Here is a 12,139-nt window from a genome sequence, read left to right as displayed (position 1 = left end):
GGGCTTTTTGCATTTCTCGTCGATGTCTTTTTAATTGGGGAAAAATCCATGAGCAATCCACAAGTGCAATCGTTGGGCTACCAGATCGACGGCCAGGCGTTCGAGAGCCGCCTGGTGTATGACGCCGACATCGTCTCGGCACGTCCGGGCCTTATCATGGCGCCGAACTGGATGGGGGTCAGCGAAGGCGCCGAGCGTATCGCTCACGCGGTGGCGGCTCAGGGTTACGTGGTATTGCTGGTGGACCTGTACGGACAGGCTGTACGTCCCACCAACGGTGACCAGGCGGGCGCGGCGATGATGCCGCTCAAGAATGATCGTGCCTTGCTGCTCAAGCGCATGAAGGCCGGCCTGGAACAGCTCAAGTCGCAAACCGTGGCGGCTGTGGATTCGGCCAAGCTCGCTGCTTTCGGCTTCTGCTTCGGCGGCTGCTGCGCCCTGGAGCTTGCACGTACCGGCGAGCCGCTCAAAGCTGCCGTGTCCTTCCACGGCACTCTGGACACGCCCAACCCGGCGGCGACCAAAATCGATGGCGCGGTGCTGGTGATGCACGGCGATGCCGACCCATTGGTGCCCAAGGAGCAACTGCCGGCCTTCACTCAGGAAATGAACGAGGCCAAGGTCGACTGGACGCTGATCTCCTACGGCGGCGCCTATCACTCGTTCACCGATCCCGAAGCCAACAACCCGGGCGTGCAGATGTTCGACCAGAAGGTCTCCGACCGCGCGTTCAAGACCATGTACAACTTGCTGGAAGAAGTGTTCAAGGCTTGAAGCCTGTAGGACCGAGCTCGGAATGACGCCACACCGGTTCCTGTAGGACCGAGCTCTCTCGGGAACGGGCTCGCACCGCTTCCCGAGCAAGCTCGGTCCTACTGACCATCGACCAGGGTGGTTTCGATACTGACTTCGGCCGTCGTCATCAGCTTGTGCACCGGGCAGTGATCGGCAATCCGATCCAGCTCCTTGCGCTGCACATGGGTCAGGTCGCCTTCCAGGCGCAGCGTGACGTTCAACACGTATTTCCCCGTGGACTCGGCGGCATTGTCGCGGTTGACCTGTACGTGCACGCCCGTCAGCGGGATACCCTTGCGCTGGGCGTAGAGCTTGAGCGTCAAGGCCTTGCAGGCCCCTAGGGCGGCGTCGAAGTAGTCGTGGGGGGAGGGCGCTTCGTCATGTCCGCCAAGGCCCTCGGGAAGGTCAGTGAACAGCTGGTGGTCGTTGATCTGAATGCTGTGGACAAAGCTGTCGGGTGATTGGGTCTTGACGTCTATGGTCATAGGCTACTCCTTTGCGAGGCACTGGATCCTATGCTTGTAGAGTGCGGAGTTTGCACCGATGTTCAATATGCTAGCCGATCAACCGAACCGCCATGAAAAAAGCCCCTGCCAAAGGGTCAGGGGCTTTTTGTCTACAGCAGGAGCCTATTTGCCCTGCCAGCGCTTGAGTACCAGCGTAGCGTTGGTGCCACCGAAGCCGAAGCTGTTGCTCATCACGGTGTTGAGCTCGACGTTCTCGACGGTTTTGGTCTGGATCGGCATGTCGGCCACGGCCGGGTCCAGTTCGTCGATGTTGGCCGAGCCGGCGATGAAGTTGCCTTCCATCATCAGCATGCAGTAGATCGCCTCGTGCACGCCGGCGGCGCCCAGCGAGTGGCCGGACAGGCTCTTGGTCGAGCTGATGGCTGGGGCCTTGTCGCCGAACAGTTCACGCACGCCCTTGATTTCCGCGACGTCGCCGACCGGGGTCGAGGTGCCGTGGGTGTTCAGGTAGTCGATGGGCGTGTCGACGGTGGACATGGCCATCTGCATGCAGCGGATGGCGCCTTCACCGCTTGGTGCGACCATGTCGTAGCCGTCGGAGGTGGCGCCGTAGCCGACAACTTCGGCGTAGATCTTCGCGCCGCGGGCCAGGGCGTGTTCCAGTTCCTCGACCACCACCATGCCGCCACCGCCGGCGATGACGAAACCGTCACGCTTGGCGTCGTAGGCGCGCGAGGCTTTTTCCGGGGTCTCGTTGTACTGGGTCGACAGCGCGCCCATGGCGTCGAACAGGAACGACTGGCTCCAGTGCTCTTCTTCACCGCCACCGGCGAAGACGATGTCCTGCTTGCCCATCTGGATCTGTTCCATGGCCGTACCGATGCAATGCGCACTAGTGGCGCAGGCCGAGGCGATGGAGTAGTTCAGGCCCTTGATCTTGAAGGGCGTGGCCAGGCAGGCGGAGACCGTGCTGCTCATGGTACGGGTCACCCGGTACGGACCAACGCGCTTGACGCCTTTCTCGCGCAGGATGTCCAGCGCTTCCATCTGGTTCAGCGTCGAGGCGCCGCCGGAGCCGGCCACCAGGCCGGTGCGCGGGTTGGACACCTGGTCTTCGGTCAGGCCCGAATCCTTGATCGCGTCCTGCATCGCCAGGTAGGCGTAGGCAGCCGCGTGACCGACAAAGCGGAACACCTTGCGGTCGATCAGCTCTTCGAGGTTGAGGTCGATGGAACCGGAAACATGGCTGCGCAAACCCATTTCGGCATATTCCGGGTTGAAACGGATGCCAGGGCGGCTTGCACGCAGGTTTGCGGAAACGGTGTCTTTGTCATTGCCCAAGCAGGAAACAATGCCCAGACCAGTGATAACGACGCGGCGCATGCGAATACCCTTAGAAATTTTCAGTGGAGGTGAAAACGCCGACGCGCAAGCCTTCGGCGGTGTAGATCTCGCGGCCGTCAACGGTCACCGAACCGTCGGCGATGGCCAGGTTCAGCTTGCCCTTGAGCACGCGCTTGATCTGAATGTTATAGGTGACTTTCTGGGCGGTCGGCAGCACCTGGCCAAAGAATTTCACTTCGCCCGAACCCAGTGCCCGGCCACGGCCCGGCAGGCCCTGCCAGCCGAGGAAGAAGCCGACCAGCTGCCACATGGCATCCAGGCCCAGGCAGCCTGGCATCACCGGGTCGCCCTCGAAATGGCAGGCGAAGAACCACAGGTCCGGGTTGATATCCAGCTCGGCGACCAATTCACCTTTGCCGTACTTGCCGCCTTCTTCGCTGATGTGGGTGATGCGATCGACCATCAGCATGTTCGGCGCGGGCAATTGCGCGTTACCTGGGCCGAACAGCTCACCGCGACTGCAGCGCAGCAGGTCTTCCCGGGTAAAGGCGTGTTGTTTGGTCATGCGAGCTCCTCAATAGTCCCTGGGTGGCAGGGGGCAAGTCTTCCCGTCCGGCAACGCATGTCGCGCCTTGGGCCGGCAGCCTACTCATAGACTATTGCGTTGTGGTGAAAGTCACAGCGCCAGGGACGAAGATGTACACCTGTGCACTGAAATTGTTTACCCGACGGTGATCCTTGCCGGACGTAAACGTCAAGAGTGCCGCATTTTAACATTTATCGCCAGTTATGCCGCCAACGGTGGCGATCTTGGCTCGGCTTCAGAACACCAGCCAGCGGCCCAGCACTCGTTGCAGGTCTGCACGTTTGAACGGCTTGGCCAGGTAGTCGTTCATTCCGGCTTGCAGGCAGGCTTCGCGGTCGCCCTGCAAGGCGTTGGCGGTGAGGGCGATGATCGGCAACTGGGCGCTGTCGGCGTGCAGGCGAATCTGCCGAGAGGCCTCGTAGCCGTCGACGATCGGCAGGCGGCAATCCATCAGGATGGCGTCGAAGGATTGCGCGCCGGCCTGGGCGATGGCCTGGGCACCGTCGCCCACCACCTGGACGGCGAAGCCCAGGCTGCGCAGCATGGTTTCGATGACCGTCTGGTTGACTGGATTGTCTTCCACCAGCAGCACTTGCAGGCCGTGGCCTTCGTGCTGGCGGGCATAGCTGGGCAGGGGCGGCGCCGCCACCTGCTGACACAGCGCCAGCGGCAGCTCCAGGGTGAACAGCGAACCCTGGCCTTCCTGGCTCTGCGCCTGCAGGGTGCCGCCCATGCGTTCGGCCAGGGTGCGTGCGATGGGCAGGCCCAGCCCGGTACCGCCGTAACGTCTGGAAATAGAACTGTCGGCTTGCTGGAACGCGACGAACATCAGTTCCAGGCGTTCGGCGCTGATGCCGATGCCGGTGTCGCGTACCGAGCAGGTCAGCCAGATGAGCTGATGGTCGAGCTCGTGCCAGTTGGCCTCGATCTCGACGCTGCCCGCTTCGGTGAACTTCAAGGCGTTGCCGATCAGGTTTACCAACACCTGGCGGATGCGCGTGGGGTCGCCTTCCACGCGCAGGGCGTCGATGCTAACGGGCTTGCGCAGCAGCAGTTCCAGACCGCGCTGGCGCGCGGGGTGCTGGAAGGACTGCACGCAGCTGTCGACCAGCTCGCCGAGATTGAACGGAATGTGCTCGAGCTCCAGCGCCGCCCGCTCGATGCGCGAGAAATCAAGGATGTCGTTGATGACCTTGAGCAGGTGCTCGGTCGACTCGCTGGCCAGGGCTGCGTATTCCTGCTGTTCGCGGGTCAGCTCGGTGGTTTCCAGCAGCTGCAGCATGCCCAGCACGCCATTCATCGGCGTGCGCAGTTCATGGCTCATCATGGCGAGGAAATCCGACTTGGCGCTGTTGGCGCGCTCGGCCTGCTCGCGGGTTTCGATCAGGGCCTGCATGGCCAGGCGCTGCTCGCGGCCGGCCTGGTCCAGGCCCTTGGCCAGGTTGTTGATGTGGCGCGCCAGGCTGCCCAGCTCGGAGTCGTCGACGATCGGCAGCGGCGCCTCGTAGTCGCCTTCCTGAATGGCCTCGACCGCCCGGCCCATGGCGCCGATAGGTTGCGACAGGCTGCGCGCCAGGCGCCGGGCCAGGAGAAAGGTGAAGAGCAGCGCGAACAGCGCCAGCACCCCGGCCTTGAGCAGGATTTCCTGCTGGCGCTGGCTGAAGGCGTCGTCGGACATGCCGACGATCACCCGGCCCAGGTAGTCGTCCTCGGGCGCACTGGGCAAGGCCCCGCCCTGATGCATGCGCTCCTCGTTGCGCCGCGCCGCCTGCAGGCGAATGTTGGCCTGGAACACCTCGACCTGCTGCGCCGGGGTCTGCCCGTGGTTGGGCTGCTCGATGTACATGAGGATCTGGTCGTTGCGGTCCTGGACCTCGAGGAAGCGCACGTGAGGGGTGCTCAGGGTCGCGCGCATGAGGCTTTCGAGCACGTCGGTGTTGCGCATCAGCACGCCATACTCGGCGGCGGGGGCGAGCTGGCCGGCGATCAGCTGCCCGGTGTGGTTGAGCTCCTGACGCAGGTCCTGGATGCGCACGAAGGTGAAGAAGGAGATCAGCAGCAGGCTGAGCAGCAGCGCGGGCCCCAGGCAGAGGATCTGGGTGCGGGTATGGATGTCCCAACTCAGTCGCAGCGACATGGGCACCTTCGGGGTCCGGCGGGTTCTAGAGGAGGGTTAGGGGGCGGGCCAAACGACGCATGTTAACCGAGTCGCGCGACATTTTCAGGTCGAGCCGTATAATGCCGGCATCGCCATCAAGCACTTCAATGGAAAGGATATGACTGAACAGCAGCCTGTGGCGGTTCTGGGAGGCGGCAGCTTCGGCACCGCAGTGGCCAACCTGCTGGCCGAGAACGGCCTGCGCGTGCGCCAGTGGATGCGCGACCCGGCGCAGGCCGAGGCCATCCGTACCCAGCGCGAGAACCCCCGTTACCTCAAGGGTATCAAGGTGCATGCGGCGGTCGAGCCGGTCACCGAGCTGGCCGAGACCCTTGCCGAGTGCGAGCTGGTGTTCGTTGCCTTGCCCTCCAGCGCCTTGCGCGCCGTGTTGGCCCCGCACGCCGAACGCCTCAGCGGCAAGCTGCTGGTGAGCCTGACCAAGGGCATCGAGGCGCACAGCTTCAAGCTGATGAGCGAGATCATCGAAGAGGTCGCGCCGGCCGCGCGCATCGGCGTGCTGTCCGGGCCGAACCTGGCGCGCGAGATCGCCGAGCATGCGCTGACCGCGACGGTGGTTGCCAGTGAAGACGAAGTATTGTGTCAGCGCGTGCAAGCGGCGTTGCATGGGCGTACCTTTCGAGTCTACGCCAGCAGCGACCGGTTCGGCGTCGAGCTGGCCGGGGCGCTGAAGAACGTCTATGCGATCATCGCCGGCATGGCGGTCGCGCTGGGCATGGGCGAAAACACCAAGAGCATGCTGATTACCCGGGCGCTGGCCGAGATGACCCGCTTTGCCGTGAGCCAGGGTGCCAACCCCATGACCTTCATGGGCCTGGCCGGGGTCGGCGACCTGATCGTCACCTGCTCATCGCCCAAGAGCCGCAACTACCAGGTCGGCCATGCCCTGGGTCAGGGCCTGAGCCTGGAAGAGGCGGTGACCCGCCTGGGCGAGGTGGCCGAAGGGGTCAACACGCTCAAGGTGCTCAAGGCCAAGGCCAGCGAGCTGCAGGTGTACATGCCGCTGGTGGCCGGCCTGCACGCCATTCTGTTCGAAGGGCGCACCCTGGCCCAGGTCATCGAGCTGTTGATGCGCGCCGAGCCCAAGACCGATGTCGATTTCATTTCCTGAACGCGCGGCGCGATCAACGCAGATCATTACAAGAGGAGCAGGACATGAACCAATCCCCCCGCGAGCCTGAACACGAGACCCTGGCGCTGCGCATCCTGTGGATGCTGGTGTTCGCCCTGGTCTGGCAAGTGGCGCAGTTTCTGCTGGGCGCCCTGGTCCTGGTGCAGCTGGTGTACCGCCTGGTATACGGCGCGCCGAGTGGCGGCCTGATGAATTTCGGCGACAGCCTGAGCCAGTACCTGGCGCAGATCGGCCGTTTCGGCAGCTTTCATACCGACGTCAAGCCGTGGCCATTCGCCGAGTGGCCGCAACCGCGTAGCAGCGACGGCGAAGCGCCGCACCGCGTGGCCACGCCGCCGATCGCCGAGCGCCACGAAGAGCCCAAGCCGTGAACCTCTGGGTACTGCGCCACGGCCAGGCACAGAACCGCGCGGCCAGCGACGCCCAGCGCGAACTGACCGAGCGCGGCCGCGAGGAGGTCCGCGAAAGCGCAGCGCACCTGATCGGCCAGCCGCTCGAGGCCATCCTGGTCAGCCCCTACCTGCGCACCCAGCAAAGCGCAGCGCTGGTGCGCGAGGTGCTGGGCTTTGCACCCGAGCTGGTCACCATGCCCTGGCTGACCCCGGACAGCGAACCGGCCGAAGTCATCGAACAACTCGAAGAGCTGCCCTGGGAGCACGTCCTGCTGGTCAGCCACCAGCCCCTGGCAGGCGCCTTGATCGGCCTGCTGCAACACGGTCATTATCGCCAGCCGCAGCCAATGGACACCGCCAGCCTGGCGCACCTGACCGGCGACTCGCCGCAGGCGGGCTCGATGACCCTGGTCAGCGCCCGCCACGTTTGACCGCCGCGCGCAGCATCCTGGCCGTGTCCAGGCTCCCGGCCACCAACCTGACCGGTATCCCGCCGTCGATGGCCGATCCGGTCATTGCTGGCGGCCGGCACCTTGTCGACAATCGCTGCGTGAATGAACAAGGAGCTCGGCGCATGTCGCAAGCGGTATTCTTCGCCCATGCCAACGGGTTTCCATCGGGCACCTACGGCAAGCTGTTCGACGCGCTGGCGCCGCAGTTCAGTGTCGCCCATTTGCCGCAACACGCCCACGACCCGCGCTTTCCGGTGGATGACAACTGGCACAACCTAGTCGACGAACTGCTCCATCACCTGGCCGCGCAGCCCGGCCCGGTGTGGGGCGTCGGCCACTCGCTGGGTGGCGTGCTGCACCTGCACGCAGCGTTGCGTTGCCCGCAGTACTATCGCGGGGTGATCATGCTCGACTCGCCGCTGCTGACCTTCGCCGACCGCTGGGTGATCCGGGCGGCCAAGCGCCTGGGCTTCATCGACCGCATCACCCCGGCCGGGCGCACCCTGGGTCGGCGCGAAGAGTTCAGCGACCTGGCCACGGCGCGCAGCTACTTTGCCAGCAAACGCCTGTTTCGCCAGTTCGACCCCGAATGCTTCGAAGCCTACCTGGCCCATGGCCTGGTGGCCGTGGCTGGCCCGGGTGACGCGCCGAGCCGGCTGCGCCTGCGCTTCGACCCGGCCACCGAGATCAGCATCTACCGCAGCGTGCCGCACCTGCGCCCCGGGCGAGTTCGCCAGTTGCCGGTGCCGTTGGCGATGGTGCAAGGTACTCACAGCGATGTCATCATGCGCCACCACGCCAGCGCCGTGCGCCGGCTGGCCAATGCCGAGCACCACAGCCTGCCTGGCGGGCACATGTTTCCGCTGGAGCGGCCGCAGGATACCGCGCAGTTGATCAGCCAGATCATCGGCCGCTGGCAGGTGCAGGCTGCGCGCTGCGCTTGAAGGAGCCGACCCATGCCCAATGCGCTTGAAGAAATCCGCCTGAGCCTGCCGCACATCGAGTTGGCGGCCCATCTGCACGGGCCTGCCGACGGCGCGCCGGTGATCGCCCTGCACGGTTGGCTGGACAACGCCAACAGCTTCGCGCGCCTGGCGCCGCAGTTGCACGGCCTGCGCATCGTCGCGCTGGACCTCGCCGGCCACGGGTATTCCGACCATCGCCCGGCGGGCGCCGGCTATGCCCTGTGGGACTATGCCCATGACGTGTTGCAGGTCGCCGAGCAACTGGGCTGGCAGCGCTTTGCCCTGCTTGGGCACTCCCTGGGGGCGATCATCTCGGTACTGCTGGCAGCGGCCATGCCTGACCGCGTCGAGCGCCTGGCCTTGATCGACGGTGTAATCCCGCCCACCGGTGACGCCACTGGGGCGGCGCAGCGCCTGGGCGAGGCCTTGCAGGCGCAACTGCAGTGGCGCAACAAGCGCAAGGGCGTCTACGTGGACATGGACCGCGCCGTGCAGGCGCGCATGCACGGCAAGGTGCCGGTCAGCCGCGAAGCCGCCGAGCTGCTCGCCGGACGCGGCCTGGCGCCGGTGCCGGGTGGTTACAGCTGGCGCAGTGACAGCCGCCTGACCCTGCCGTCGCCCGCCCGGCTGACCGAGGAGCAGGCCCTGGCCTATGTCGACCAGGTGCGCTGCCCGACGTGCCTGATCGTCGCCGAGCAGGGCATTCTGGCCGCGCGCCAGGACCTGCTGGCACGCCTGCCGTTCGACGTGCAGCGGCTGCCCGGTGACCACCACCTGCACTTGAACGATGAAGCCGGTGCGGCTTCTGTAGCACGTTGTATCAATAGCTTCTTTGCAGTTCCTTGACTTGCATCGGGCAAGTGTCGAGGCTTGGCCAGTCATTCACGGAGCCTGCCATGCGACCTCTGCCTTATCCTTCAGCCGGCGTCCTGCGCCGATGAGTCTGTTCTCCCGATTGCCCTGGCTAGCCCTGGCCTTGCCCCTCGCCTGGGCCGGCCTCAGCCAGGCCGCCAGCCTCGACGCGCTTGCCCCAGCCGATGCCACGGTGGTCGACCCGCGCGCGACCAGCCAGCAGGACCGCGTGTACCCGATGGGCGCCGTGCGCAAGATCAGCGGCCAGCTGCGCATGGACGCCCAGGTCGCCGGCAAGGGCGAGCTGACCTCCTTCACCTGGGAGTTGCCCGCCGAGCACAGCGCCGTGCAGGCCTTCACCACGGCGCGCACGGCCTTGCAGGCCGAGGGCGCACAGTTGCTGTACTGGTGCGAAGCCCGCGAGTGCGGCGAGAGCAGCCTGTGGGCCAACGAGATCTTCGGCAATTCGCGCCTGTATGGCGCCGACGAGCAGCAGGCGTTTCTCCTGCTGCGGCGGGCCGCGCCCGATGACAATCAGCTGGTCGCTCTGTACAGCATCACTCGCGGCAACCGCCGCGCCTACCTGCATGCCGAGCAATGGCAAGGCAACCTGCCGCTGGGCGAGTTGCTGCCGACCTCCGGTACCGTACTGCGCGAACTGCGCAGCACCGGCGTTCTCGACTATCCGGCGCTGGCCGGCGAGCCGTCGCCCAACTGGTCGGCCCTGCTGGCGCGCACGCTCAATCAGGACGTGACGATGCGCGTCAGCCTCTCCGGGGCCCACGCCGATGCCTGGCGTCAGGCGCTCGCCGCCGCGGGCGTGCGCGCGGCCAGGCTGGAAGACGGCACCACGGACACACCGGGGCTGCATGTAGAATGGCTACGCTGATGGCCGATCCCCTGACCGTCTCTACCGGGTAAGCAACTGCAATGTTCAACAACGATCGACTGCTGGTGCAGATTCTGCTGCTGGCGCTGTTTGGCGCCTGCTTGTGGGTGCTCGCGCCGTTCATTTCGGCGCTGCTGTGGGGCGCCATCCTGGCTTATGCCAGCTGGCCGTTGATGCGCCACCTGACGCACTGGCTGGGCGGCCGCGAGACCCTTGCCGCTGGCATCCTGACCCTGTGCTGGATGCTGCTGGTGGTGCTGCCGCTGGTGTGGCTGGGGTTCAACCTGGCCGATCACATTCGCGATGCCACGTTGTTCATCCGCGACGTGCGGGTTGACGGTCTGCCGGCAGCGCCGGACTGGCTGGCGGGCATCCCGCTGGTCGGCGAACGGCTGGTGTCGGTGTGGGACACCCTTGACCACCAGGGTGCGGCGATGCTGGCCAGCGCCAAGCCGTACTTCGGTCAGGTCGGCAACTTCCTCCTGGCCCGCAGCGCGCAGATCGGCAGCGGCCTGCTGGAGCTGACCTTGAGCCTGGTGTTCGTGTTCTTCTTCTATCGCGACGGCCCGCGCCTGGCGGCGTTCGTGCTGGGCCTGCTCGAGCGCCTGATCGGCGACCGCGCCGCCTACTATCTCGACCTGGTGGCCGGTACGGTGCAGCGGGTGGTCAACGGGGTGATCGGCACGGCCGCAGCGCAAGGCCTGCTGGCCCTGGTCGGCTTTCTCATCGCCGGAGTGCCCGGGGCCCTGGTGTTGGGCATCGGCACCTTCCTGCTCAGCCTGATTCCCATGGGCCCGCCGCTGATCTGGCTGCCGGTGACGGCCTGGCTGGTGTGGCAGAGCCATTACGGCATGGCGGTGTTCATGGCGATCTGGGGCACGCTGGTGATCAGCGGGGTGGACAACGTGCTGAAACCTTACCTGATCAGCCGCGGCGGCAACCTGCCGCTGGTGATCGTGTTGCTTGGGGTGTTTGGCGGGTTGCTGGCCTTCGGCTTCATTGGCCTGTTCATCGGGCCGACGCTGCTGGCGGTGGCCTACAGCTTGCTGCTGGACTGGACGCGCAAACGGCAGCCGACCTAGGCCGCTCAAGGGCGCGCGGTTCAGCCATAGGTGGGAGGGGGGCGCAGCCACAAAGCTTTTTGCAGGCGATCCTGCAGATCAAACCGGCCTGCGCCCCCCTTCCACAAGAGCGTGCAGCGGCGCCGATCAGGCCGCCGTAGTCACCTGGCTGCCCAGCGACTGGGTGGCGTTGAGCTGATACTGCTTGCTCAGGCTGGCGATCATCTTGGCCAGGGCGGCAGCTTCGATGCTCTTGGCAGTGTCGCTGTCGGTGGACGTCGACGAGGTGCTGCCAAGCAGGCTGGCCAGGCTGTCGCTCGAAGTGTTGGAAGACGAGCTGGAGCTGTCGCTGGAGGAGTTGTCGCTGGACGAGCTCAAGGCGCTGGCCAGTTCGCTTTCGCTGATGCTGCCGCTGCCATCGCTGTCCAGGGCGCTGAACAGGTCGCTGGCCGCGGCGCTGGACGAAGTGGCCTGGGCCGGCGGTGGTGGTGGCGGGGTCATGGCGGCCGCCAGTTCGTCGGAGCTGACGGTGCCGTCCTGGTTGGTGTCGAGCAGCGAGAACACGGCGCTGCTGCTGTCGGTGGTGTCGCCGGCCTTGGTCAGGGCCGTGCTCAGTTCGTCGCTGCTGATGCTGCCGTCGCCGCTGCTGTCGATGGCGCTCATCAGTTGGTCGACAGCGTCCGTGGACGGTGCGCCGCTGTCGCCCTGAGGCGGCATCGGTGGCGGGGTCATGGCGGCCAGTTCGTCGAGGCTGAGGCTGCCGTCCGAATCGCTGTCCAGTTTGCTGAAGTCCTTGCTCAGGCTGACCAGCACGCCGTCCGAGCCCTGGCCGGACGTAGAGCTGCTGCTGGAGCTGTCGGACACCGCGGTCTTCAGTTCGGCCTGGGTGATCTTGCCGTCACCGTCGGTGTCGAGCTTGCTCAGCAACTGTTGCTGAAATTTCTTGGCATTGGCAGTGATGGTGCTCGTGGTGCTGGTCGAGGAGAGATAGCTCGACAGGGAACTGCTGACGCTGCTGATCATGTGAA

At 65.5% G+C, this 12,139-nt stretch carries 13 protein-coding genes; 8 read left to right on the top strand and 5 right to left on the bottom strand.

Going from position 1 to position 12,139, the window contains the following annotated elements:
* The first annotated feature begins 48 nt into the window (after nt 1-48).
* A complete protein-coding gene (locus tag SFA35_RS18415; protein WP_320571963.1) occupies nt 49-774 on the top strand; it encodes a dienelactone hydrolase family protein in 726 nt (241 codons plus the stop codon).
* 98 nt (nt 775-872) lie between these two features.
* Here SFA35_RS18415 and SFA35_RS18410 read toward each other — a convergent pair whose 3' ends face one another.
* From SFA35_RS18410 to SFA35_RS18395, 4 genes are all read right to left on the bottom strand, one after another.
* On the bottom strand, nt 873-1,280 hold the full coding sequence (locus SFA35_RS18410) for an OsmC family protein (RefSeq protein WP_320571962.1): 408 nt from the start codon (nt 1,278-1,280) through the stop codon (nt 873-875).
* Nucleotides 1,281-1,424: 144 nt separating this feature from the next.
* Nucleotides 1,425-2,645: a beta-ketoacyl-ACP synthase I gene (fabB, locus tag SFA35_RS18405; protein ID WP_320571961.1), complete on the bottom strand. Its 1,221-nt coding sequence runs from the start codon at nt 2,643-2,645 to the stop codon at nt 1,425-1,427.
* 10 nt (nt 2,646-2,655) lie between these two features.
* Complete coding sequence (gene fabA / locus SFA35_RS18400) at nt 2,656-3,171, bottom strand: 3-hydroxyacyl-[acyl-carrier-protein] dehydratase FabA (RefSeq protein WP_320571960.1); 516 nt, start codon at nt 3,169-3,171, stop codon at nt 2,656-2,658.
* Between the two features lie 256 nt (nt 3,172-3,427).
* Nucleotides 3,428-5,329, bottom strand: coding sequence for an ATP-binding protein (locus tag SFA35_RS18395; protein ID WP_320571959.1), 1,902 nt, complete (start codon nt 5,327-5,329; stop codon nt 3,428-3,430).
* 139 nt (nt 5,330-5,468) lie between these two features.
* Between SFA35_RS18395 and SFA35_RS18390 the strand changes: the two genes are divergently transcribed.
* The 7 genes from SFA35_RS18390 to SFA35_RS18360 all read left to right on the top strand — a co-directional run bounded on the left by SFA35_RS18390 (nt 5,469) and on the right by SFA35_RS18360 (nt 11,132).
* The gene (locus tag SFA35_RS18390; RefSeq protein WP_320571958.1) at nt 5,469-6,479 is read left to right on the top strand and encodes an NAD(P)H-dependent glycerol-3-phosphate dehydrogenase; all 1,011 of its coding nucleotides are present in this window, start codon (nt 5,469-5,471) and stop codon (nt 6,477-6,479) included.
* A gap of 44 nt (nt 6,480-6,523) precedes the next feature.
* Nucleotides 6,524-6,871 (top strand): DUF4389 domain-containing protein, encoded by a 348-nt coding sequence (locus tag SFA35_RS18385; RefSeq protein WP_320571957.1) that lies wholly within the window; start codon nt 6,524-6,526, stop codon nt 6,869-6,871.
* Entirely contained in the window at nt 6,868-7,323 is a 456-nt protein-coding gene (gene sixA, locus SFA35_RS18380) for a phosphohistidine phosphatase SixA (protein ID WP_320571956.1), read from the top strand. Before SFA35_RS18385 ends, sixA begins: the two co-directional genes overlap by 4 nt.
* A gap of 143 nt (nt 7,324-7,466) precedes the next feature.
* The gene (locus SFA35_RS18375) at nt 7,467-8,288 is read left to right on the top strand and encodes an alpha/beta hydrolase (RefSeq protein WP_320571955.1); all 822 of its coding nucleotides are present in this window, start codon (nt 7,467-7,469) and stop codon (nt 8,286-8,288) included.
* 12 nt (nt 8,289-8,300) lie between these two features.
* Nucleotides 8,301-9,155 carry an alpha/beta hydrolase gene (locus tag SFA35_RS18370; RefSeq protein ID WP_320571954.1) on the top strand — a complete coding sequence of 285 codons (855 nt, stop codon included), beginning with the start codon at nt 8,301-8,303 and terminating at the stop codon, nt 9,153-9,155.
* A gap of 91 nt (nt 9,156-9,246) precedes the next feature.
* Nucleotides 9,247-10,050 (top strand): DUF4892 domain-containing protein, encoded by an 804-nt coding sequence (locus tag SFA35_RS18365; RefSeq protein ID WP_320571953.1) that lies wholly within the window; start codon nt 9,247-9,249, stop codon nt 10,048-10,050.
* A gap of 41 nt (nt 10,051-10,091) precedes the next feature.
* Entirely contained in the window at nt 10,092-11,132 is a 1,041-nt protein-coding gene (locus SFA35_RS18360) for an AI-2E family transporter (RefSeq protein WP_320571952.1), read from the top strand.
* A 126-nt stretch (nt 11,133-11,258) separates the two neighbouring features.
* On the opposite strand, the gene xopAW is transcribed toward SFA35_RS18360, so the two are convergent.
* Nucleotides 11,259-12,134, bottom strand: coding sequence for an EF-hand domain-containing protein (xopAW, locus tag SFA35_RS18355; RefSeq protein WP_320571951.1), 876 nt, complete (start codon nt 12,132-12,134; stop codon nt 11,259-11,261).
* Nucleotides 12,135-12,139 lie beyond the last annotated feature (5 nt).

Origin of the sequence: Pseudomonas sp. HR96, assembly GCF_034059295.1 — a bacterium.
Taxonomy (GTDB): Bacteria; Pseudomonadota; Gammaproteobacteria; order Pseudomonadales; family Pseudomonadaceae; genus Aquipseudomonas.
Note: the sequence above shows the minus strand (reverse complement) of the source record. Positions and strands in the feature narration are given on the sequence as shown.

Coding starts and splice junctions, on each gene's coding strand:
- fabB (WP_320571961.1), bottom strand. CDS start 2,645: ATGCGCCGCGTCGTTATCACTGGTCTGGGCATTGTTTCCTGCTTGGGC.
- SFA35_RS18370 (WP_320571954.1), top strand. CDS start 8,301: ATGCCCAATGCGCTTGAAGAAATCCGCCTGAGCCTGCCGCACATCGAG.
- SFA35_RS18410 (WP_320571962.1), bottom strand. CDS start 1,280: ATGACCATAGACGTCAAGACCCAATCACCCGACAGCTTTGTCCACAGC.
- SFA35_RS18385 (WP_320571957.1), top strand. CDS start 6,524: ATGAACCAATCCCCCCGCGAGCCTGAACACGAGACCCTGGCGCTGCGC.
- SFA35_RS18390 (WP_320571958.1), top strand. CDS start 5,469: ATGACTGAACAGCAGCCTGTGGCGGTTCTGGGAGGCGGCAGCTTCGGC.
- SFA35_RS18365 (WP_320571953.1), top strand. CDS start 9,247: ATGAGTCTGTTCTCCCGATTGCCCTGGCTAGCCCTGGCCTTGCCCCTC.
- SFA35_RS18395 (WP_320571959.1), bottom strand. CDS start 5,329: ATGTCGCTGCGACTGAGTTGGGACATCCATACCCGCACCCAGATCCTC.
- SFA35_RS18360 (WP_320571952.1), top strand. CDS start 10,092: ATGTTCAACAACGATCGACTGCTGGTGCAGATTCTGCTGCTGGCGCTG.
- SFA35_RS18415 (WP_320571963.1), top strand. CDS start 49: ATGAGCAATCCACAAGTGCAATCGTTGGGCTACCAGATCGACGGCCAG.
- fabA (WP_320571960.1), bottom strand. CDS start 3,171: ATGACCAAACAACACGCCTTTACCCGGGAAGACCTGCTGCGCTGCAGT.
- SFA35_RS18375 (WP_320571955.1), top strand. CDS start 7,467: ATGTCGCAAGCGGTATTCTTCGCCCATGCCAACGGGTTTCCATCGGGC.
- xopAW (WP_320571951.1), bottom strand. CDS start 12,134: ATGATCAGCAGCGTCAGCAGTTCCCTGTCGAGCTATCTCTCCTCGACC.